Origin of the sequence: Streptomyces sp. ME02-8801-2C, assembly GCF_033793965.1 — a bacterium.
GTDB lineage: Bacteria > Actinomycetota > Actinomycetes > Streptomycetales > Streptomycetaceae > Streptomyces.
This window is the reverse complement of the sequence record NZ_JARAXP010000002.1, coordinates 182,587-204,989: the sequence shown is the minus strand read 5'-3', so window position 1 is coordinate 204,989 and position 22,403 is coordinate 182,587. Positions and strand designations below refer to the sequence as shown.

General features: G+C 70.4%; 18 protein-coding genes. 2 read left to right on the top strand and 16 right to left on the bottom strand.

What is annotated here, in order from left to right; all coding sequences use genetic code 11:
• Position 1: 1 nt before the first annotated feature.
• From PV396_RS05590 to PV396_RS05525, 15 genes are all read right to left on the bottom strand, one after another.
• Positions 2–850 carry a TatD family hydrolase gene (locus tag PV396_RS05590; RefSeq protein WP_319201005.1) on the bottom strand — a complete coding sequence of 283 codons (849 nt, stop codon included), beginning with the start codon at positions 848–850 and terminating at the stop codon, positions 2–4.
• Positions 850–1,518 (bottom strand): EboA domain-containing protein, encoded by a 669-nt coding sequence (locus tag PV396_RS05585; RefSeq protein ID WP_319201003.1) that lies wholly within the window; start codon positions 1,516–1,518, stop codon positions 850–852. The genes PV396_RS05590 and PV396_RS05585 overlap by 1 nt, the downstream gene beginning before the upstream one ends.
• Positions 1,515–2,630: a sugar phosphate isomerase/epimerase family protein gene (locus PV396_RS05580; protein WP_319202249.1), complete on the bottom strand. Its 1,116-nt coding sequence runs from the start codon at positions 2,628–2,630 to the stop codon at positions 1,515–1,517. Before PV396_RS05580 ends, PV396_RS05585 begins: the two co-directional genes overlap by 4 nt.
• Before the next feature lie 125 nt (positions 2,631–2,755).
• Positions 2,756–3,931 carry an inositol-3-phosphate synthase gene (locus PV396_RS05575; RefSeq protein ID WP_319201001.1) on the bottom strand — a complete coding sequence of 392 codons (1,176 nt, stop codon included), beginning with the start codon at positions 3,929–3,931 and terminating at the stop codon, positions 2,756–2,758.
• A gap of 82 nt (positions 3,932–4,013) precedes the next feature.
• Entirely contained in the window at positions 4,014–5,381 is a 1,368-nt protein-coding gene (locus PV396_RS05570; RefSeq protein WP_319200999.1) for a ThuA domain-containing protein, read from the bottom strand.
• A gap of 14 nt (positions 5,382–5,395) precedes the next feature.
• Positions 5,396–7,891, bottom strand: a complete 2,496-nt coding sequence (locus PV396_RS05565; RefSeq protein WP_319200997.1) for a PQQ-dependent sugar dehydrogenase — start codon at positions 7,889–7,891, stop codon at positions 5,396–5,398.
• Between the two features lie 101 nt (positions 7,892–7,992).
• Positions 7,993–8,997 (bottom strand): sugar phosphate isomerase/epimerase family protein, encoded by a 1,005-nt coding sequence (locus PV396_RS05560; RefSeq protein WP_319200995.1) that lies wholly within the window; start codon positions 8,995–8,997, stop codon positions 7,993–7,995.
• A gap of 15 nt (positions 8,998–9,012) precedes the next feature.
• Complete coding sequence (locus PV396_RS05555) at positions 9,013–10,248, bottom strand: Gfo/Idh/MocA family oxidoreductase (protein WP_319200993.1); 1,236 nt, start codon at positions 10,246–10,248, stop codon at positions 9,013–9,015.
• 123 nt (positions 10,249–10,371) lie between these two features.
• Entirely contained in the window at positions 10,372–11,418 is a 1,047-nt protein-coding gene (locus tag PV396_RS05550) for a substrate-binding domain-containing protein (protein WP_319200991.1), read from the bottom strand.
• A 17-nt stretch (positions 11,419–11,435) separates the two neighbouring features.
• Positions 11,436–12,455: an ABC transporter permease gene (locus tag PV396_RS05545; protein WP_319200989.1), complete on the bottom strand. Its 1,020-nt coding sequence runs from the start codon at positions 12,453–12,455 to the stop codon at positions 11,436–11,438.
• Complete coding sequence (locus tag PV396_RS05540) at positions 12,452–14,029, bottom strand: sugar ABC transporter ATP-binding protein (RefSeq protein WP_319200987.1); 1,578 nt, start codon at positions 14,027–14,029, stop codon at positions 12,452–12,454. Before PV396_RS05540 ends, PV396_RS05545 begins: the two co-directional genes overlap by 4 nt.
• Positions 14,030–14,201: 172 nt before the next feature.
• Positions 14,202–15,383, bottom strand: coding sequence for an ROK family transcriptional regulator (locus PV396_RS05535; protein ID WP_319200985.1), 1,182 nt, complete (start codon positions 15,381–15,383; stop codon positions 14,202–14,204).
• A 211-nt stretch (positions 15,384–15,594) separates the two neighbouring features.
• On the bottom strand, positions 15,595–16,557 hold the full coding sequence (locus PV396_RS05530; protein ID WP_319200983.1) for a beta-ketoacyl-ACP synthase III: 963 nt from the start codon (positions 16,555–16,557) through the stop codon (positions 15,595–15,597).
• Positions 16,558–16,695: 138 nt separating this feature from the next.
• On the bottom strand, positions 16,696–16,842 hold the full coding sequence (locus tag PV396_RS45005; protein WP_416071343.1) for an MFS transporter small subunit: 147 nt from the start codon (positions 16,840–16,842) through the stop codon (positions 16,696–16,698).
• Positions 16,817–18,157: an OFA family MFS transporter gene (locus PV396_RS05525; protein WP_319200981.1), complete on the bottom strand. Its 1,341-nt coding sequence runs from the start codon at positions 18,155–18,157 to the stop codon at positions 16,817–16,819. The genes PV396_RS45005 and PV396_RS05525 overlap by 26 nt, the downstream gene beginning before the upstream one ends.
• A gap of 360 nt (positions 18,158–18,517) precedes the next feature.
• On the opposite strand from PV396_RS05525, the gene fdhD reads away from it, so the two are divergent.
• Positions 18,518–19,375, top strand: a complete 858-nt coding sequence (gene fdhD / locus PV396_RS05520; RefSeq protein ID WP_319200979.1) for a formate dehydrogenase accessory sulfurtransferase FdhD — start codon at positions 18,518–18,520, stop codon at positions 19,373–19,375.
• Positions 19,376–19,459: 84 nt separating this feature from the next.
• Here the strand turns inward: fdhD and PV396_RS05515 are convergent, their stop codons facing one another.
• A complete protein-coding gene (locus PV396_RS05515) occupies positions 19,460–19,891 on the bottom strand; it encodes a MarR family winged helix-turn-helix transcriptional regulator (RefSeq protein ID WP_319200977.1) in 432 nt (143 codons plus the stop codon).
• A gap of 311 nt (positions 19,892–20,202) precedes the next feature.
• Here PV396_RS05515 and PV396_RS05510 point away from each other — a divergent pair, with 311 nt between their 5' ends.
• Positions 20,203–22,092: a sialidase family protein gene (locus tag PV396_RS05510; protein WP_319202247.1), complete on the top strand. Its 1,890-nt coding sequence runs from the start codon at positions 20,203–20,205 to the stop codon at positions 22,090–22,092.
• Positions 22,093–22,403: the final 311 nt, after the last annotated feature.

Here is a 22,403-nt window from a genome sequence, read left to right as displayed (position 1 = left end):
GTCACTCCCCGCCACGCAGCACGGAGTTGCCCTCGTGGGTCGCGTCGGTCGCGGCGACGTCGAGGTCCAGTCGGCCGCCGAGTCCGTAGAAGGCGACCGGGTTGCGCCACAGGACGCGGTCGACGTCGTCCTCGGTGAAGCCTTCCGCCAGCATCAGGTCGCCGACCCTGCGGGTCTTGAGGGGGTCGCTTCTGCCCCAGTCCGCCGCGGAGTTGACCAGGACCCGTTCGAGGCCGTGGTCGCGGAGGATCGCGACCATCCGTCGCTCGTCCATCTTGGTCTCCGGATAGACCGAGAAGCCGAGCCAGCAGCCGGCGTCCTTCGCCTCCTTCACGGTGGTCTCGTTGAGATGGTCGACCAGGACGTGCTCCGGGGGCAGGGCGGATTCCTGTACGACGTCGAGGGTGCGGCGCAGACCGGCGAGTTTGTCGCGGTGCGGGGTGTGGACGAGCGCGGGCAGGCCGTTGTCGGCGGCGAGCTGGAGCTGGGCGGCGAACGCGGTGTCCTCGGCGGGGGTCATCGAGTCGTAGCCGATCTCTCCGACGGCGACGACGCGGTCCTTGGCGAGATAGCGGGGCAGTTCGTCGAGGACGGGAGCGCAGCGGGGGTCGTTCGCCTCCTTGGGGTTGAGGGCGATGGTGCAGTGGTGGGCGATGCCGTACTGGGCGGCACGGAAGGGCTCCCAGCCCAGGAGGGAGTCGAAGTAGTCGAAGAAGGAGGCGGGCGAGGTGCGTGGCTGGCCGAGCCAGAAGGAGGGTTCGACGACGGCGCGGACGCCTGCGCTGTACATGGCCTGGTAGTCGTCGGTGGTCCGTGACGTCATGTGGATGTGGGGGTCGAAGATGCGCATCAGGACTCCTTCGCTTCGGACTCCGTCAGGGCCAGGACGCGGTGCAGGACCTGGGGGACGGGGCGGCCGGCGGCGGTGCGTTCGGCGGCGTAGTCGTCGAGCATGCGGGCGAGTTCCGCGTCGGCCCGGGCCCGGCGGTGGAGGTCGGCCACCGCGTTGACGGGCACTCCGGTGAACAGGCACTTCAGCACGGCGTGACGCCAGTTGTGGGCGTCCAGATGCCGGGCGGCGTACGGACCGACGGCTGCGGCCACGAGGCGGGTGTCGTTGGTGCGCAGGGCGTCCTCGACCAGGGGGAGGGCGTCGGGGCCTGACACCAGATGGGGCAGGGCGTGCAGGACGGCTCGGCGTTCGGCGGCAGTGCCCTGTCGGTAGACGCGGGTGAGGGCGTCCGGGCCGGCGTGGGCGGCGTGCAGGATCAGGACGCGTACGGCGTCCGCGTGGTCGGCGCCGCAGCGGCGGCCGGCCTCGGCGAGGCGCAACTCCCAGGCGGAGATGGGTCCGTGACTTCCGGACCGGGCGGCTGCCTCGTCCAGGGCGTGGGCCAGCCAGGTGCGGGCGGCCTCGTCGAGGTGGGCGGTGACGTGGGTGCGGAGGTCGTCCAGCGGGGTGAGGGAGAGGGGGTTGGCGGCCGCCGGGGTGACCGGGCCGACGTGGGGCTGGGTCATGGGTGGCTCCCTTCGACCGCGGTGGCGGAGTGCGCGGCTGGGGCGGCGGAGAGCGTGGCCCGCGTGGTGAAGGAAGGGGCGGATGCGGACGTCGTGGTGGTGGCCTCCGAGGGGATGGCCATCGAGGCGGCTGCCTGCGGAGGGGTGGCATTTCCGGTCGGGAACATGGCGTTGCGGCAGGCCGTGGCGGAGCCCTGTGGGGCGGTGCCGGGCCGGGGTGCCGTGGCGGTCGGCTCCGTGGCCCCTGAGGAGCCGAGGACGGGGGCGTGGGTGGCGCGGACCGCGTCGTGGAGGAAGTGGAGGGAGTGTTCGGCGTAGTGGGGGCCCGCGTGGGAGTGGCGCGGGAGTTCCACGACGGTCAGGCCCTGGTAACCGGTGGCGGCCAGCGCGGCGAGTACGGGCGGGAAGTCGATCTCTCCGTCGCCGAACGGGAGGTGCTCGTGGATTCCGCGGCGCATGTCCTCGATCTGGACGTGGCGCAGCCAGGGCGCGGCGGCGCGGACGCAGTCGGCGGGAGGTAGAGGTTCGAGGCACTGGCAGTGACCGATGTCGAGGGTGAGGCCGAGGGCCGCGGGGTCGTCGAGTGCGTGGCGCAGGCGGTGGAAGTCGGCGACGGTGGCGAGCAGCTGGCCGGGTTCGGGTTCGATCGCGAGGGGGACACCGGCCGCGGTGGCCGCGTCCAGGACGGGGATGAGGGCTTCGGTCAGGCGGTGCCAGGCGGTGTCCGGGTCCGTGCCCGGCGGGGTGATGCCGCTGAAGCAGTGCACGGCGTGAGCGCCGAGGTCCGCGGCGACTCGTACGGCACGGAGCAGGAGGTCGACGCGTCGTGAGCGGTCGTCCGGGTCCGGGTCGAGGAGGGAGGGGCCGTGTTTGCGGCGTGGGTCGAGCACATAGCGGGCCCCGGTCTCCACGGTCACGCCCAGGCCGAGGGCGGTGAGACGGCGGGCGATCTGCCGGGTGCGGGCGGGGAGGTCGGGGGCGAGCGGGTCGAGGTGCATGTGGTCGAGGGTCAGTCCGACACCGTCGTAGCCGAGGTCGGCGAGCAGAGCGAGGGCGTCGTCGAGGCGGAGATCGGCGAGTCCGTTGGTTCCGTAGCCGAAGCGGAGGGGGATGGCGGGAGCGCCGCGAGGCGCCTTTGCCGGTGCCGACTCCGGTGCCGGTGCCGTGGACCGGGCGGTTCCCAGGTTGCCGCGGTCCGGTGCGCCGTCGAGGGGTGCTGTCGTGTCTGGTCCGATGCTCACCGGCGTACCTCCTCGCCCGACTGCTCCGGCGGAGCCGTCACCTCTCCCCCACCCCCCAGGCGCGCCGCGAAACCCACCAGTTCCGCGTACTGCTCCGCCAGGCCCGGTGGGCCGTCGCCCAGGGGGTCCTTGAAGTAGAAGCCGAGTTCGTTCAGGGGGCCGGAGAGGCCCGTTTCGTGGGCGCGGGCGGTGAGGCGGGCCAGGTCGAGGACGAGGGGGGCGGCCAGGGCCGAGTCGCAGCCCTGCCAGGTGGTCTGGAGGATCATGCGGGCGCCGAGGAAGCCGTCGAAGGCGATGTGGTCCCACGCGGTTTTCCAGTCGCCGAGGGAGGGGACGTCGTCGATGTGGACCATGCCCTCAGGTGTGCTGCCGAGGGTGTCGGTGAGGACGCGTTCCTTGCCTGCGTTCTTCGCCGCCGCGGCGGCGGGATCGGCGAGGGCCGCGCCGTCTCCCCCGCCGAGGAGGTTGGTGCCCGACCAGGCGCGGACCTCGAGGGCCCGTTGGGTGAACATCGGGCCGAGGACCGACCTGAGCAGGGTCTGACCGGTTTTGCCGTCCCGGCCGGCGTAGGGCAGACCGCTCGTCGCCGCCGCGCGGGCGAGCGCCGGGTGGTGCAGCCCTGTCGACGGGGTGAAGTTGACGTACGGGCAGCCCGCGCGCAGGGCCGCCGCCGCGTACAGGGAACTCGGAGGGAGCGCGGTGCCGGTCGGGGCGGGCTCGGTGGAGGCGACGTTCACCACCACGGCCCGGGCCAGGTCGTGGCGCCGTATGAAGTCCTGGATGTCCGCGGCGAAGGTCGCCACGAGGTCGTCCGGGGTGCGGGCGGTGTCGCCGGGGGCGGGGCCGCCGGGCCTGATCTCCCGGTCGGCGGCGGCCAGTTCGGAGGTGATCGCCGAGGTGAGGCCGTACGGCAGGACGCCTGCCGCTGTCAGGGCCTCCGCGCGTTTCGGCAGCGGGCAGTCCACGGTGTCGTGGCCGCCGAAGACGAGGGCGGAGAGAGGTGGGAGGTCACAGTCCGTGAAGGGGGGTGCTTCGGTGACCATGCCGGTGGGGCGGTGCAGTCCCGCTGTCACGGCGGCGCAGCCCGCGACGACGGTGGTGGCGACGGAGCCGCGCGCTCCGATCAGCCATACCCCCACACGGGTCCGAGGAAGGGACGACGACGTGGACATGGGCAGCCTCCTTGTCGTTCACGTGGCCGAGAGGGGAAGGAAGGCGGCGGGCGGAGGTCCGGCGTCCTCCGCCCGTCGCCGCTCAGTCGCCCGTGGTGGCCGGGCTCGCCGGCGTGTTCGCGGGCAGTTCCTTGATCCGGATGTCCCGGAAGGACACCTGGTCGTCGGCTCCGTGGTTCTGGATGCCGAGGTGACCCTCCCGCAGGCTGCGGGCCGGGTCGGTGTTGGTGAAATCGTTGATCGGTACACCGTTGAGCCAGACGCGGAGCCGTTCGCCCTCCACGCGGATCTCGTACGTGTTCCACTCCCCCGGCGGATTCAGCGCCCGGTCGCGCTTCTTCAGGTCGGCGGACCGGAAGCCGTACACGGCCCCGGTGGTGCGGTCGGGGGCGTCGGTCGCGTCGATCTGGATCTCGTAGCCCTTGTCGACCGCCGACCACGGGTCGTCCGAGGACGGAAAGCCCACGAACACACCGGAGTTGTCGTCGCCACGGGCCCTCCAGTCCAGCTTCAGCGAGTAGGCACCGAAGCTCCGGGCGGCGTACCAGAGCAGGCCCATGCCGCCGGACGACGTCAGTGTGCCGTCGTCGGAGACGGTGAAGGTGCCGGGGCCCGCCTGTTTCCACCCTTCCTTTGAGGTGCCGTCGAAGAGCGGCTGGTAGCCGTTCTCCGGGCGGCAGTCCGCCTGGGCCTTGCCGGTGGCCCAGCGCAGTCCGCCCAACAGGTGCTGTCGCAGCGCCGGTTCGGCGTACGCGGACGACAGATGGCCGACGCCGGTGTAGAAGGAACGGCCGCCCGCGTAGGTGTGGCACCAGGCGATCGGGTGGTCGCCGTTCATCGTGCCGCCGGTGTACGACGACTCGTCGAGCGAGGCCAGCACGCGCACCGAACTACGCGGATTAGAGCGGTAGTTGTACCACTCGTCGGTACGGTTCCAGTCCGCCCCGAGGGCCGAGGTCGCCGGGTGGGCGCGGTCCTCCACCACCGTCCGGGCCGGCTGGATCGCCGGGTGTCCCTGGAAGTAGGCGCCCACGAGGCCGCCGTAGAAGGCCCAGTCGTACTCGGTGTCGGCCGCCGCGTGGATGCCCACATAGCCGCCACCGTGGTGGATATAGCTTTCGAACGACGCCTGTTGGCGGTCCGTCAGTACATCGCCGGTCGTCGAGAGGAAGACGACCGCCGCGTACCGGCGGAGGTTCTTCGCGTTGAACGCCGCCGCGTCCTCCGTCGCGTCGACCCTGAAGCCGGCGCTCGCGCCGATTTCCTTGAGCGCCGCGACCCCGTCGGGGATGGAGTCGTGCCGGAAGGCCGCGGTCTTGGAGAAGACCAGTACCCGGTCGGCGTGCCGTGGGGCGGGCGTGGAGGTGGCCGGGGTCGACACGCCTCCGAGGAGAAGTGCCGCGCCCACAACAGCGGTGACAGTTAATCCTGTTCTTCCTGTTGATCGCATGGCGGCGCCTCCCCTCAGCCCGTGGTGAGGACGAAGTCGTCCACCTCGTAGAGGTCGCCGCTCGCCGCTCCCTTGAAGACCAGGTAGAGCGTGGTCGTGCCCTGTGGGGCGTGGGAGAGTCTGGCGGTGACGTCCTGGTAGGTGTCCCAGCCGCCGGTCGCCGGTACGGTCGTACGGCCCAGCACCTTGCCGGTCGGGGAACCCGCGCGGATCTCCAGCTTGCCGCCAGCGCCTGCCGAGGCGACGCGTGCCGTGAGCGACTTGGCGTTGCTCAGGACGTATGGCGTGAAGGCGATCCAGTCGCCGTTGTCGATGTCGCCGACCGTCTTGCCGCCGTTCGCCGACTGGCGTGAACTGACGTCTGTGCCGGAGGAGTTGTTGGAGTGCTCGGCCTGCCGGTGGGTGGGCTGAACCACGTTCTGGTCGTGGGTGGTCAGGGGCGCCTGGCCGCCGCCTCCGAGGTCGGTGTACTGGGCGTCGAAGACCCCGAAGATGTTGGCGTCCGGGTCGTGGCCGCCGTCGGCGCTGGTCTGGATGGTGCCGGAGCAGCCGTTCGCCGAGGTCTGCGGGTGGCCGTGGCTGTCGTGACCGAGGATGAAGGTGACCTTGACCTTGGTGCAGTCGATGGTCCGGCCGTCCTCGCGGTCGGTGACCCTCACCTTGAACGGGATCGCGTCGCCGAACGAGAACAGCTGGCCGTCCTGCGGGAGTTGGAGGACGACCTTGGGCGCGGTGTTGCCGACCACGATCTGGACGCTCGCGCTGCCGGTGCGGCCTGTGATGTCCTTCGCGGTCACCGTCGCCGTGTACGTCCCGTTCTTCTTGTACTTGTGGGAGGGGTTCGCCGAGGTGGCTGTCGTGCCGTCGCCGAAGTCCCAGCTGTAGGTGAGGGCGTCGTCGTCCTGGTCGGTGGTGCCGGCGGAGGAGAATTTCACCTTGAGCGGGGCCTGTCCGGAGGTGACGTCCGCGGCGGCCTGGGCCACCGGGGAGTGGCCGTCGGTGGCGTTCTCTATGCGGTAGAGGGCGGAGTGCTCGTCACCGCCGAACCAGGAGACGCCGTAGTCGAGGACGTAGAGCGCGCCGTCCGGACCGAAGGCCATGTCCATCACCTGGGTGCCGGTCCACGGGATGTTGTTGATGGACTGGACGGTCCCGTTGGCGTCGCTGCTGATGCGCTTGATCCAGCGGCGGCCGAACTCACCGGCGAAGAAGTCGCCGTCGTAGGCCTCCGGGAACTTGACCGGGGAGTCGAGCGAGGCGTCGTAGTGGTAGACCGGGCCGCCCATCGGTGACTCGGAGCCGTCGCCGAACTCCGGTACGGAGGCGCTGTTGTACGGGATCCAGGCGGCCTGCGCCGGGGGAAGGTCGGTCAGGCCGGTGTTGTTCGGCGAGGTGTTCTTCGGGGCCGCGCAGTCGAACGCGGCGCCGGATGCCTTGGTCGCGAAGTCGTAGTCCACGTAGGCGTCGTTGGCGCCGGTGCAGTACGGCCAGCCGAAGTTGCCGGGGCCGGTGACCCGGGCGAACTCGACCTGGCCTGCGGGGCCTCGGGCCGGGTCGGCGGCGCCCGCGTCGGGACCGTACTCGCCGATGTAGAGGATGCCGGTCGCCTTGTCGACGCTGAAGCGGAACGGGTTGCGGAAGCCCATCGCGTAGATCTCGGGGCGCGTCCTGTCCGTGCCGGGGGCGAAGAGGTTGCCGTCCGGGACGGAGTACGAGCCGTCCGCGTTGACCTTGACGCGCAGGATCTTGCCGCGCAGGTCGTTGGTGTTGCCGGCCGAACGCTGGGCGTCGAAGGCGGGGTTGCGGTTGGCCCGCTCGTCGATGGGGGTGAAGCCGTCGGACTGGAAGGGGTTGGTGTCGTCGCCCGTCGACAGATACAGGTTGCCCGCCGCGTCGAAGTCGATGTCGCCGCCGACGTGGCAGCACAGGCCGCGTGAGGCCGGGACGTCGAGGATCTTCTTCTCGCTGGCGTTGTTCAGGGTGCCGTCGGCGTTGAGGACGAACCGGGAGAGCCGGTTGACGCCGTCGAAGGGCGCGAAGTCGGCCGGGGTGCCCGTCTCGGGGGCGTCGCCCGCAGGGGTGTCCAACGGGGGTGCGTAGTAGAGGTAGATGAAGCGGTTGGAGCTGAACTGCGGGTCCACGCCGATGCCTTGGAGGCCCTCTTCGTCGTGGGAGTAGACGTCGAGCTTGCCGGCGAGCCGGGTGTTCCCGGCGGCGTCGGTGATGCGGAGTTCGCCGTCGCGCGAGGTGTGCAGGACCGAGCGGTCCGGGAGGACGGCCAGCGACATGGGCTCGCCGACCTCCGGCTCGCCCTTCGCCAGGGTGACCTGCTGGAAGTCCTCGGCGGCAGCCGCGGCCGTCGGCTCGGCGTCGGCGGCGCCCGCAGCGGGCGCGGTGAGGGAGAGCGAGGCGCCAGCGAGCAGCAGACCGCTCAGCAGGGCGATCGGCCCGCGTATTCGGCGGCGGCTGAGGGGGCTGGTGGGGCGTCTGTTGTCGTCGTACGGGTGCACGAAATGCCTCCAGAGAGGAACTGGTCGTACGGAGGTGCACGGGTGTGTGCGGTACGCCGGGGTGCGCCGTCACCCCGGAAGACACAACAGGGCTGTAGGCCCTAGTCGTTGCTGCCGAACGCCGCGTCGAACGAGGCCGACGGCGGGTCGAAGTCGTACGCCTTGAGGCGGGTCAGCGCCTCGGGGGCGCCCTGGAGCCGGTCCATGCCGGCGTCCTCCCACTCCACGGAGATGGGGCCCCGGTAGTCGATGGAGCGCAGCATGCGGAAGACGTCCTCCCAGGGGACGTCGCCGTGGCCCGCCGACACGAAGTCCCAGCCGCGGCGCGGGTCGCCCCAGGGCAGGTGCGAGCCGAGGCGGCCGTTGCGGCCGTCGAGCCGCTTGCGGGCCTCCTTGCAGTCCACGTGGTAGATCCGGTCGCGGAAGTCCCACAGGAAGCCGACCGGGTCGAGGTCCTGCCACACGAAGTGGGAGGGGTCGAAGTTCAGACCGAAGGCGGCCCGGTGGTCAACTGCCGCCAGAGCGCGCTGGGTTGTCCAGTAGTCGTAGGCGATCTCGCTCGGGTGGACCTCGTGGGCGAACCGCACGCCCTGGGCGTCGAAGACGTCGAGGATCGGGTTCCAGCGGTCGGCGAAGTCCTGGTAGCCGCGGTCGATCATCGACTCCGGGGCGGGCGGGAACATCGCGACCAGATGCCAGATCGCGGAGCCGGTGAAGCCGATGACGGTGTCGACGCCGAAGGCGGCGGCGGCCCGCGCGGTGTCGGCGATCTCGGCCGCCGCCCGCTGCCGTACGCCCTCCGCGTCGCCGTCGCCCCAGATGCGGGCGGGCAGGATCGCCTGGTGCCGTTCGTCGATGATGGCGTCGCAGACGGCCTGGCCGACCAGATGGTTGGAGATCGCCCAGCACTTGAGGCCGTACTTGTCGAGGAGCTGGTGGCGGCCCGCCAGGTAGGAGGGGTCCGCGAGGGCCTTGTCGACCTCGAAGTGGTCGCCCCAGCAGGCGAGTTCGAGGCCGTCGTAGCCGAAGTCCCGGGCGAGGCGGCAGACCTCTTCGAGAGGCAGATCGGCCCACTGGCCGGTGAAGAGTGTGAAGTCGCGCGGCATGCTCGTCGAGCCTCCTCAGTCCGACAGGGGTGACGGCGATACGAGTGAAGTCGGTACGGGTGAACCCGAGATGGGCGTGTAGACGGAGTTCTTCTCCGCGCTCTCCTCGACCGCCGCCAGGACCCGTTGCACCTGGAGGCCCTCCGCGAAGGAGGGGCGGGGCCGGTGGCCGGCCGCGATGGCGTGGACGAGGTCGCGGGCCTGGTGGACGAAGGAGTGCTCGTAGCCGAGGCCGTGCCCCGGCGGCCACCAGGCGTCCAGGTAGGGGTGGTCGGGTTCGGTGACGAGGATGCGGCGGAAGCCCGCATGGGTGCCGGGTTCGGTGCCGTCGTGGAACTCGAGTTCGTTGAGGCGTTCCAGGTCGAAGGCCAACGAGCCCTGTTCGCCGTTGAGTTCGATGCGCAGGGCGTTCTTGCGGCCGGTCGCGTACCGGGTGGCCTCGAAGGAGGCGAGGGCGCCCGAGGGGAAGCGGCCCGTGAAGACGGCTGCGTCGTCCACGGTGACCTGTCCGGTGGCGGTGCCGGCCTCGGCGCTCAGGCCGCTGGTCGGGCCGCCGGGCAACGGTCGTTCCCGTACGAAGGTTTCGGTGAGGGCGGAGACCCCGGCGAGCGGTTCGCCCACGAGGTACTGGGCGAGGTCGATGATGTGCGCGCCCAGGTCGCCGAGCGCGCCCGACCCGGCGGACTCCTTGCGCAGCCTCCAGGTCAGCGGGAACTGCGGGTCGACCAGCCAGTCCTGAAGGTACGTCACCCTCACGTGGCGCAGTCGGCCGAGCCGGCCCTCGGCGACCATGGAACGGGCGAGCGAGGTGGCGGGCAGTCGACGGTAGTTGAAGCCGACCATCGCCAACTGACCGCGCTGCTCGGCCTCTTCGGCCGCCTCCGTCATCGCCACGGCTTCCTCGACGCTGTTCGCGAGGGGCTTCTCGCACAGTACGTGCTTGCCCGCGGCGAGGGCGGCCAGGGCGATCTCGGCGTGGCTGTCGCCGGGAGTGCAGATGTCCACGAGGTCGACGTCGTCCCGTGCGATCAGGGCACGCCAGTCGGTCTCGGTCGCCGCCCAGCCGTACTTGGTCGCTGCCGTTCGGACGGCACCGGCGTCCCGGCCGCAGATCGCGGCGAGGGCCGGGCGCCGGGGGAGGTCGAAGACGTGGCTCACGGTGCGCCAGCCCTGGGAGTGGGCTGCGCCCATGAACGCGTATCCGACCATGCCGACGCCCAGTGTTGGCGTGTCGGCGTCTGCCTGTCCCATACGGGGGTCCTCCTCGTGGTGGTTGTCGGCTGCGGGTGGGTGGGGGCTGGTCGCGCCCACGCGGCGGAGCCGCATATCGGCACAGCCCCGCGCCCCTTCAGGGCGCCCCTGGCGCCCTTGCCCCTACTTGAAGCCGGTCGGCATGTACTGGTCGACGTTGGCCTTGTCGACGACCGCCGAGTAGAGCGTCAGGGAGGTGGGGATCTCGAACTCGGAGAGGCCGCCGATTCCCTTGCCCTGGCCCAGGGCGCGGGCCAGGTCGATGGCTGACGCGGCCATCGTGGGCGGGTAGAGCACCGTGGCCTTCAGGACGCCGTTGTCCTGCTTGATGGCCTGGAAGGCGGAGAGTGCGCCCGCGCCGCCGACCATCAGGAAGTCGTCGCGGTCGGCCTGTGCGATCGCCCGCAGCGCACCCACTCCCTGGTCGTCGTCGTGGTTCCACAGGGCGTCGAACTTGGACTGGGCCTGCAGGAGTTGGGCCATCTTGGCCTGGCCGGACTCAACCGTGAAGTCGGCTGCCTGGCGGGCGACCTTCTTGATGTTCGGGTAGTTCTTCAGGGCGTCGTCGAAGCCCTGGGTGCGCTGTTTGGTCAGTTCCAGGTTGTCGAGGCCAGCAAGTTCGATGACCTTGGCGTCGTCGACGTCCTTGAGCTTCTCGCCGATGTAGTGACCGGCGTTGAGGCCCATGCCGTAGTTGTCGCCGCCTATCCAACAGCGGTACGCCTGCGGGGTGTTGAAGATCCGGTCCAGGTTGACGACGGGGATGCCGGCGCGCATCGCCTTCAGGCCGACCTGGGTGAGCGCCTTTCCGTCGGCGGGCAGGATCACCAGCACGTCGACCTTCTTGTTGATCAGCGTCTCGATCTGGCCGATCTGTGCGGCGGTGTCGTTCGCGCCCTCGGTGATCTCCAGGGTCACGTCGGAGTACTTCTTCGCCCGGCTCTTGGCGTTGTCGTTGATCGCGTTGAGCCAGCCGTGGTCGGCCTGCGGTCCGGCGAAGCCGATGGTGACGGCCTTGCCCGGGGTGTCGGCGGCGGCCGGCTGGTCGTTCGCGGCGGGCTCGTCGTCGGACTCGTTGCTGGTGCAACCGGCGAGCAGTACTCCGGCCCCGACGGCGGCGGTTCCGAAGAGCAGTCCTCTGCGGCTGGCGAAAGGCGTCGGCTCTGGCATGGCGGTGAACCCTTCCCTCAGGTCGTGCTGGCGGTACGGCGCTGGACGAGCACGGCGGCGACGATGATCGCGCCCTTGGCGATCTGCTGCACATCGCTCTGCAGGTTGTTCAGGGCGAAGATGTTGGTGATGGTGGTGAAGATCAGGACGCCCAGGACGGAGCCGACGATGGTGCCGCGACCCCCGCTGAGCAGGGTGCCGCCGATGATCGCGGCGGCGATGGCGTCGAGCTCGTACAGGTTGCCGTTGGTGTTCTGGCCCGAGCCGGACAGGATGATCAGCAGGAAGGCGGCGATCCCGCAGCACAGTCCGGACAGCAGGTAGAGGTAGAGGCGCTGGCGGCGTACGTCGATGCCGGCCAGGCGGGCCGCCTCCGCGTTGCCGCCCACGGCGACCGTGCGGCGGCCGAAGGTGGTGCGGTTGAGGATCAGCCAGCCGAGGATCGTCACGACCGCGAAGACCAGTACCAGTGGCGGGATGCCGAGGATGTACGCGTCACGCTCGCCGAGGTCGAGGACGCTGTCGATGGTGACGATCTGTGTCGCGCCGTCCGTGATCTGGAGGGCGAGTCCGCGCGCCGAGGCCAGCATGGCGAGGGTGGCGATGAACGGGACCATCCCGCCGTACGCGATGAGCAGCCCGTTGACCAGGCCGCAGCCCACTCCGACGATCACCGCGGTGAAGAGGATGCCGGCGAAGCCGTACTCCTGGGTGGCGACGGTGGTCGCCCACACCGAGGAGAGGGCGACGATCGCGCCGACCGACAGATCGATGCCGCCCGACATGATGACGAAGGTCATGCCGACGGTGACGACACCGATCACCGAGGCCTGGGTGAGGACGAGTTGGAGGTTGCGGGTGTCGAGGAACTGGTCGGGCTTGGTGATGCCGCCGACGACGATCAGTGCGGCGAGGACACCGAGGAGGGAGAGGGTACGGATGTCGGCGCGGGCCACCGTGGCCCGCCAGGCCGGGGGTTGACCGGCGGACGGGACCTTGTCGGCGCCGACGCGCGGTGGGGACACGGGCTGCGTCATGATGCGGGGCCCCTTTCACCGGCCGCAGAGCTGCCGGCCGTCGAGCTTGTGCTGGCCACTGGGGCTCCTTCCATCACGAGGTCGAGCACGCGGTGTTCGTCGAGTTCGCGGGCGGGTGCCGTGTGGACGACCCGGCCCTCGCGCAGGACCAGGACGCGGTCGGCGAGGCCGAGCACCTCGGGTACTTCGCTGGAGACCAGCAGCACGGCCAGGCCCTCGTCGGCGAGGCGGCGGATGACCGCGTACAGCTCGGCGCGGGCGCCGACGTCGACGCCCCTGGTCGGTTCGTCGAGCAGCAGGACCCGGCAGCCGCGCAGCAGCCAGCGGGCGAGGACCGCCTTCTGCTGGTTGCCGCCGGAGAGAGTGCGGACGGGTACGGAGGGGTTGTCGGGCCGCAGCGACAGCTCGCGGGTGGCGGTGCGGGCGGCACCCAGTTCGGCGCCGCGGTCGATCCAGCCGACGCGGGCGAAGCGGGACATGGAGGAGACCGACACATTGCGGGTGACGGACTCCAGCATCAGCAGGGCCTGTGCCTTGCGTTCCTCGGGGGCGAGCCCGAGTCCGGCACGCACGGCGGCTCGTACGCTGCCCGGCTTCAACACCTGTCCGTCGACGAGGACTTGGCCTGCGGTCGGTTTGCGGGCGCCGTAGACGGTCTCCAGGATCTCCGAGCGGCCGGAGCCGACCAGGCCCGCGAGGCCGACGATCTCGCCGGGTCGCACGGTGAGGTCGACGGGCGCGAACTCGCCTTCCCTGGCGAGCCCTCGGACCTCGAGTACCGGCGCGGCCGCCGGGTCCCCCGCTGTCACCGGGCGGTCCGGGAAGACGTACTCGACATTGCGGCCCGTCATCAGGGCGACCACCTCGCGGGTCGGTGTGGACTTCGCGGGGAGTCCGCCCGCCACCGCCCGGCCGTCCTTGAGCACGGTCACGCGGTCGCCGATGCGGCGGATCTCCTCCAGCCGGTGCGAGATGTAGACGACGGCGACCCCGTCGGCCGTCAGGTCGCCGACGATCCGGAAGAGGTTGTCGACCTCCTCCGGGTCGAGCGCGGCGGAGGGTTCGTCCATGACGATCAGCCGTACGTCGTGGGAGAGCGCCCGTGCCATCGACACGATCTGCTGCTGCGCCGCCGACAACTCCCCGACCAGACCCCCGGGATCGACCTCAGGGTGCCCAAGTCGCTTGAGCAAGGCGGCAGTTGACGCTTTGGCTGCCTTTCCCCGTACCACGAAGCCGGCGGTCGTGGGTTCGTGGCCGAGGTGGACGTTCTCGGCCACCGACAGGTGTTCCACCAGGTCGAGTTCCTGGTAGATGGTGGCGATGCCCAGGCGCATGGCAGCTATGGGTGAGCGCAGGGTGACCGGCTCGCCGCGCCAGGTGAGGCGGCCGTCGTCGGGCTGGTGGGCGCCGGCCAGGACCTTGATGAGCGTGGACTTGCCGGCCCCGTTCTGGCCGAGCAGGCAGTGCACTTCTCCGGCCTGGACGTCGAGGTCGACGCCGTCGAGGGCCCGGACGCCGGGGAACGACTTGGTGATGCCGGACATGCTGAGCAGCGGTGGTTCTGGTGCCATGACTGGTTCCCCTTGGCGGGCGTGCGGGCCGGTTGCAGGGCAGATCGCGTGCCGGAACAGATCGCCTGGCGGGCAGGCGTCCGGGGCAGGCGCGGTGCGCAGGGCAGGGCAGGGCAGGGCGCTGTACTGGTGAGGTGTGACCGCACAGCCGCGAGCTGTGGGTACGAGGGGTCTACGCGGGTGAGAACAGGTGGTCGCTGATGAGCCGGGCCGCGCCGATGACTCCGGCGGTGGGGCCCAACTCCCCCAGAACGATGGGCAGGTTGCCGGTCGCCAGCGGCAGCGACTGGCGGTAGACCTGGGTCCGGATCGCGGCGAGGAGGGTGTGGCCGAGACCGGTCACCCCACCGCCGATCACCACCAGGCCGGGGTTGAAGAAGCTGACGAGACCGGCGATGACCTGGCCGGTGCGGTTGCCGCCCTCGCGGATCAGGTCGAGGGAGGTGGCGTCCCCGGCGGCAGCGGCGGCGGCGACGTCGACGGCGCTCAGGGCGCCGCTCGCCTCCAACCGGGCCGCGAGTTCCGCCGAAAGTCCCTGCTGGGCCGCCTCTTTGGCGTCCCGGGCGAGCGCGGCGCCACTGAAGTGGGCCTCCAGGCACCCCCGGTTGCCGCAGGCGCACGGGCGGCCGTCGGGCACCGCCTGGATGTGTCCGATGTCGCCGGCGCTGCCCGTCACCCCGCGGTGGACCTCACCGCCGACGACGATGCCGCAGCCGATACCGGTGCCGATCTTGACGCAGAGGAAGTCGCCCACGGAACGGGCGACGCCCGCGTGCTGCTCCCCCATCGCCATCAGGTTCACGTCGTTGTCGACCATCACCGGGCAGCCCAGTTCCTGGCTGAGCGCCTCCCGTACGGGGAAGCCGTCCCAGCCGGGCATGATCGGCGGGGCGACCGGTACGCCCTCGGGGAAGCGGACCGGACCCGGGACGCCGATGCCGGCGCCGTCGAACCCCTCCGCGAGCCCGGTGGCCTTCAACTTGGCCGCCATGGACAGGACTTGCTCGAAGACCGCGACCGGGCCCTCACGTACGTCCATGGGCTGGTTGAGGTGTCCCAGCACTTCCAGTTCGGCGTTGGTGACCGCGATGTCGATCGAGGTCGCGCCGATGTCGACGCCGAGGAAGCGCAGGGCGGGGGCGAGCCGGATGTTGTGGGAGCGGCGGCCGCCGCGCGAGGCGGCGAGTCCGTCGGCCACGATCAGGCCCGTCTCCAGGAGCCGGTCCACCTCCACGGCCAGCTTGGACCGTGACAGGTCGACCTGATCCCCGAGCTGGGCCCGGGAGTTGGGCCCACCGTCACGCAACAGCCGTAGCAGCCGGGCCTGATGGGCGTTCGCGGGTCGCGCGGTCATACGTCTCACAAGCCCCTCCCCGCCTAGTCAGGCACCAACCGGCCACGTTTTCCGGCCACTTCGCCGGGCTTTCGAGTGGAACGTAGCAGTCGCTGCCGGGGCTGGGAAGAAGTCGAGCACAGATTGCCGCTGACTTTTTCCACTGACAGGACAAAGAAGAAGGCGCCGCGAGGGCGCCTTCAGTGGGTCGGTAATCGACGAAACCGTGCGCTCAGGGACAGCGGACGACCTGTCCCGCGTACGAGAGGTTGCCGCCGAAGCCGAACAGCAGGACCGGGTCGCCGGTGGAGATCTCCGCGCGCTCGACCAGTTTCGAGAAGGCGAGCGGGATGCTGGCGGCCGACGTGTTGCCCGACTCGATGACATCGCGTGCCACGACGGCGTTCACCGCGCCGATCTTCTCGGCCAAGGGTTCGATGATGCGCAGGTTGGCCTGGTGCAGGACCACCGCGGCGAGGTCCTCGGGGGTGAGTCCGGCGCGCTCGCAGGCCTGGCGGGCGAACCGCGGCAGCTGGGTGGTGGCCCAGCGGTAGACGCTCTGGCCCTCCTGTGCGAACCGTGAGGGTGTGCCCTCGATGCGGACCGCGTTGCCCATCTCGGGCACCGAGCCCCACAGCACGGGCCCGATACCGGCGAGCCCCGGCTCGGCGGGGTCCGGAGCCGAAGTGGCCTCGACGACCGCCGCGCCCGCCCCGTCCCCGACGAGTACGCAGGTCGTGCGGTCGGTCCAGTCGGCCACCGCGGACATCTTGTCGGCGCCGATGACCAGGGCACGCGTGGATCCGCCGGCCCGCACCGCGTGGTCGGCCGTGGCCAGGGCGTGGGTGAAGCCGGCGCACACGACGTTGAGGTCCATCGTGGCCGCCGAGGGGATGCCGAGCCGGTTCGCGACCCGGGCGGCCATGTTCGGGGAGCGGTCGACGGCGGTGGAGGTGGCGACGAGGACGAGGTCGATGTCGGTCGCGGCCAGCCCCGCCGCCGCGAGCGCCTTGGCGGCGGCGTGCGCGGCGAGCTCGTCCACGGGCTCGTCGGGCCCGGCGATGTGGCGCGTACGGATGCCCACCCGGCTTCTGATCCACTCGTCGCTGGTGTCCACCAGGCCCGCCAGATCCTCGTTGGTGAGTATCTTGGCGGGCTGGTAGTGACCGACGGCGGTGATGCGCGAGCCGTTCATGGGTGGGCCCCCTTACTGCTTTTCGGTAGCGGGATCCACCAGTCTGGTCAGTGACTCACCAGTACGACGGCACGCGATGCCACAGGATTAACGCGGCCGGGTTGTCGGCTTCCATCAGCCGTCCCGGTGACCGAACACCTACCCTGTGAACAGCTGTGTCGCCTTCTGCACCAGCTCGTAGAGTCCGTAGCAGAGCGGCGCCCCCACCCACAGCCAGGCGAAAGCGATCAGGGGCCGACGGTCGGGCGGGCCCGTGTTCTCAGACGGACTGCTCTCGCTGGACATCGTCGGCCTCCTTCGGCGCGGGCGCGGGGATGTGGTGGCGGGGGTGGACGGGGCGGACGAGTTCGTTGGCGACGAAACCGATCGCCAGCAGTCCGATCATGATGTAGAACGACAGCCCGTAGAGCGCCGAGCCGTGCTTACCGGCCTCCTCCTGCCGGTCGGCGATCCAGTTGACGATCAGCGGGCCGAGGACACCGGCCGTGGACCAGGCGGTGAGCAGCCGCCCGTGGATCGCACCGACCTGGTAGGTCCCGAAGAGGTCCTTCAGGTAGGCGGGGATGGTGGCGAAACCGCCACCGTAGAAGGAGAGGATCACCAGCGCGCACAGGATGAACAGCGGCTTGGAGGAGTCCCCGAACCAGGCGATCGACGCGTACATCAGCGCGCCCACGCCCAGGTAGACGCGGTAGATGTTCTTGCGTCCGATGAGGTCGGAGGTGGACGACCAGCCGATACGGCCCGCCATGTTGGCCGCCGACAGCAGCGCGACGAAGCCGGCCGCCGCCGACACCGAGACCGGCGTGGAGCTGTCCGCGAAGAAGTCCTTGATCATCGGCGCGGCCTTCTCCAGGATGCCGATGCCCGCGGTGACGTTCATACAGAGGATGACCCACAGACACCAGAACTGCGGGGTCCGTACGGCACTGCGCGCGGAGACCTGGACGCCCGCGAGGGCGCTCGGCCCGCTCGCCCCGGTCCCGGCGGGCCGGTCGGCGCGCGGCACCCGGACCAGGAGCACGCCGAGCGACATGAACACGGCGTACGACAGTCCGTGTACGAGGAAGGCGAGTGCGATCCCGGAGCTGTCGGAGCCGAACGACTCCAGCATCTGCGCGGACCAGGGCGAGGCGATCAGCGCACCGCCGCCGAAGCCCATGATCGCGATGCCGGTGGCCATGCCGGGCCGGTCCGGGAACCACTTGATGAGCGTGGAGACGGGCGAGATGTAGCCGATGCCGAGGCCGATACCGCCGACGAAGCCGTAGCCGAAGACGATCAGCCAGTACTGCTCGGTCACGGCGCCGAGCGAGGCGATCAGGAAACCGGAGGAGAAGCAGACCAGGGCGACGGTCATGGCCCAGCGCGGCCCGTTGCGCTCGACGAGGGTGCCGCCGAACGCGGCGGACAGGCCGAGCATGACGATGCCTAGCTGGAAGGGCAGCGCGCTCTGCGTGCCACTGAGGCCGAGGGCCGATTCCAGGGGCGGCTTGAAGACGCTCCAGGCGTAGGCCTGACCGATGGAGAGATGGACCGAGAGAGCGGCCGGAGGAACGAGCCAGCGGCTCCAGCCGGGTGGTGCTATGGGGGGACTCATGAGCGGACGATAGAAACCGGCCGCATGGTTGGGAAGGCGGCCCGGCGAACTCGCCGACCGTATGCGGTGAACGGTATCCGGGGAGCGCCGAACGGTCGTCCGGACCCGACGAACGGTCTCTCGAGAAGCGGGTGTTGGCGTTTCCGGCCACCTGTCCCGGGCGCTCGAGCCGCGGCGCATGTCCTGCCGCATCTCCTGCCGCATCTCTTGCCGCCGCGACCACCATACTGTAGACAATATTCGTCCAGTCATTCTCCAGCGTCGACCGAGTCCGGTGGCCGCGGCGTCACTTCGCCCGTGCAGGACAATGGATCGCGAAGGTCACCAACCAGCACGTACAGAACCGGGGCTGATCAGAACATGGGACGAGTCACGGAACGACGCAAGGTGATCCGCATCCGGGAGGGGGCGGTCTCCGCCCGGCCGGACACGCTCGTCGCCGAGGAACCCATGGAGATCCGGCTGAACGGCAAGCCGATCGCCATCACCATGCGCACACCGGGCGACGACTTCGCGCTCGCCGTCGGCTTCCTGGTGAGCGAGGGCGTACTGGCCGAGCGACGCGAACTCCAGAACATCGTCTACTGCGCGGGCGCCACGTCGGACGGCTCCAACACGTACAACGTGGTGGACGTCAGCACGGCTCCGGACGTGGTGCTGCCCGACATCACGCTGGAACGGAATGTCTACACGACGTCGTCGTGCGGTCTGTGCGGCAAGGCGAGTCTGGACGCCGTCCGTACGACGGCACGCTGGGCCATCGACGACGGCGCCGGCGCTCCCCCGGTCCGGCTCGCGCCCGAACTGCTCGCGAGCCTCCCCGAACGGCTCCGGGCGTCCCAACGGGTGTTCGACCGGACCGGGGGCCTGCACGCCGCGGCCCTGTTCACGGAGGAGGGAGAACTGCTCGACATCCGTGAGGACGTGGGCCGGCACAACGCGGTCGACAAACTGGTCGGCCGGGCGCTGCAGAACGGCGGCCTGCCGCTGTCCCGCACGATCCTTCTCGTCTCGGGCCGGGCCTCCTTCGAGCTGGCGCAGAAGGCGGTCATGGCCGGTATCCCGGTACTGGCGGCCGTCTCGGCACCCTCTTCGCTCGCCGTCGACCTGGCGGCCGAGTCGGGGCTGACCCTGGTGGGGTTCCTGCGGGGCGCCAACATGAACGTGTACGCGGGCGAGGACCGTATCGCCCTGCGGGCCACGGCCTCCCAGGGCTGACCGGCTTCCCCGCTACACGGCGGCGGGGCCCCGAACGGCGGGGAGCGCCCCCTGCGCCGCTGGGGCCCCGCCTCTACCGGTCCGTCACCCGGCGTTCGCAACCCGGGTGAGCAGGCCCGTCAACAGCTCGCGTTCGACGACCGTGAGCGGCGCCAGCAGCTCCTCGTTGGCCTTGCGCGCCGCCCGCTCACAGCGGGCCAACAGTCGCCGTCCCTGTGCCGTGAGCGTCACCGCGTTCTTGCGGCGGTCGTGCGGATCGGGTGCGCGGACGACCAGTCCGACGGCCTGGAGGTCGTTGAGGACGCCGACCATGTCCTTGGCGTCGAGCCCCACCCCGCGCACCAGTTCGGCCTGCGCGACCGGGCCCAGCTCCGCGACGGCGGAGAGCACCACGTGATGCCACATCTTCAGCCCTTCGCCGGCCAGCGCGGCGGCGACCAGCGCCCGCCCGCGGTCGGCGGCCCTCCCCAGGATCCAGCTGGGGAGGACGCGTATGGAACGAAGTTCGACAGACATAAAGAAATACTAGCCAATAATCATTGGGCATCCCAACGGTTATACGTTTATCGTTGGGATGCCCAACGGTTCTGGCGGCTCCACGGAGGAATGGTGTGATCGCGTACGGCCGAATAGCAAGGTTGTCCTGAACCCGCGACACACGGTTCTTGTGGGGCGGCTGAGCATCCAACTACCGTCTTCTGCGCGCACGTTGGACGTGGGATGTCCGGATTTCCGGATGCCCAGTTGTTCAGATGTCCAGACCTCTGAAGTCAACGAACTCTGAAGTCCAGACGCATGAAGTCCAGACGTTGAAGGGCAGGCCGTACATGCCGTCAAGTCTTCGCGCACGCCTTAGATTCACCCTCACGGCCGTGTTCACCACGGCCGCTCTGCTGCTCGCGCTGCCGAGCCCAGCGGACGCCGAACCGACCACCCCGACGGCCACGTTCGAACAGCAGGTGCTTTTCCGGGCATCCCAGGACCCCGGTTACTCCTGCTACCGGATCCCCGCGATCGTCAGGACCCTGAAGGGCACGCTGCTGGCCTTCGCCGAGGGACGCAAGGACAACTGCGGGGACGCCGGTGACATCGATATCGTCCTCAAGCGGTCGACCGACGACGGGCGGACCTGGGGCCCGCTCAAGGTCGTCGACGACGGCGGGGTCGACACGCACGGCAACCCGACGCCGATCGTGGACCGGGAGACCGGACGCATCATCCTCGCGGAGAGCTGGAACACGGGCCGGGGCGGCGGCAACTGCCCGGTGCCCTGTGACCGCAGCCCCCATCTGCAGTACAGCGACGACGACGGACTGACCTGGTCCCATCCGCGGGACCTGAGCGCCGAGATCATGCCGCCCGAGTGGAACTCCTGGTACGCGACGGGTCCCGTCCACGGCATCCAGCTCACCCGGGGCGAGCACGCGGGCCGACTCGTGTTCGGGGTCAACACCGAGACGTGGGAGGGCGACCGGATCAGCGCCAACCACGCCGCGCTGATCTTCAGCGACGACGGCGGCGACCAGTGGAAGGTCGGCGCCACCGACAGCTGGCCCATCGCGGCGGACGGCACCTTCCGGCAGAAACCGTCCGAGGTGACGCTCACCGAGCGCTCGGACGGGGTGATCCTGGTCAGCGGGCGGGAACAGGACGGGACCGATCTCGGCCACCGCACCCAGGCCTTCAGCGCGGACGGCGGCGCCAGCTTCCTCACTCCGTTCCGTGCCCTCCCCGACCTCTACGCACCGCAGGTCCAGTGCTCCACCGTCGGCTTCGGCGTCCGCATCCTGCTGGCCTGCCCGGCCGATCCCGACCGGCGCAGGACGATGATGATCCGCTCCTCGTACGACGGCGGGCGCACCTGGGACAGCGTGGACCGGGGCACGGTCGTCACCCGGGACTGGTCGGGCTACTCCGACCTGGTGAAGATCGACAGCGAGACGGTGGGCCTGATGTACGAGGGCGGCACCGTCGAGGCGCGCGACGAGATCCGCTTCGCCCGCTTCACGGAGGACTGGCTGACGCCGGCGCGCGGCCCGGACCCCACCACGCCCGACCTGGCCCCGCAGGCCCGTCCGGCCGCCGTCCTCGGCGGCGCCGCGCGGACCGGCGGTGTGTTCGGCGGTGGCGCGCTGGAGTTCGACGGTGTGAACGACGCCGTACGCCTGCCGTACAGCGACCGGCTGCCGCTCGGCACGAAGGACTTCACGGTGGCCCTCTGGTTCCGTTCCACGGCGACGACGGGTGACCGGCCGCTGCTGTGGATGGGCGGGGTCGGCTCCACCCAGCCGCAGGTCTGGCTGCGTGCCGAGCCCGCGAGCAGCCGTGTGCGGGGGCTGATGACCGTCCGGGACGGGGCGTCGGCGGTCAGGACGGCGTCGGCGACCTCGGTGGGCACCTACAACGACGGCCAGTGGCACTTTGTCGCTCTGCGGCGTGGCGGCGGACAGTTCACCCTCTTCGTCGACGGTACGGCGGTCAGTGTGGCGGACGTGGCCGGGACGGTCAGCCGTAACTCGGCGTTCGGGGTGCATGTCGGGCAACGGGTGGACAGTTTGCAGCACTTCAGTGGGGCGATCGATGATGTGCGGGTGTGGGACCGGGCGTTGAGTACGTCCGAGCTGTCGGCGGCGTCCGTGTCGGCGAGCGGCGACGCGGGGACGGCGACGAGCAACACGGTGTTGTGGCTGCCGCTGGACGAGGTCACGTCGAGCTAGGTGTGTGCGTCATCGCGGGCCGGTGGGGGCCGGTCGCGCAGTTCCCCGCGCCCCTAAGGGGTCGGGGAACGCGAGCCAGTCCCACAGCTCCCGCCGCGCCCCGCAGGTGTGTGCATCACCACGGGCCGGTGGGGGCCGGTCGCGCAGTTCCCCGCGCCCCCAGGGGGTCGGGCAGCGCGAGCCAGTCCCACAGCTCCCGCCGCGCCCCGCAGGTGTGTGCATCACCGCGGGCCGGTGGGGGCCGGTCGCGCAGTTCCCCGCGCCCCTAAGGGGTCGGGCAGCGCGAGCCAGGTGCACAGCACACCCCCGTG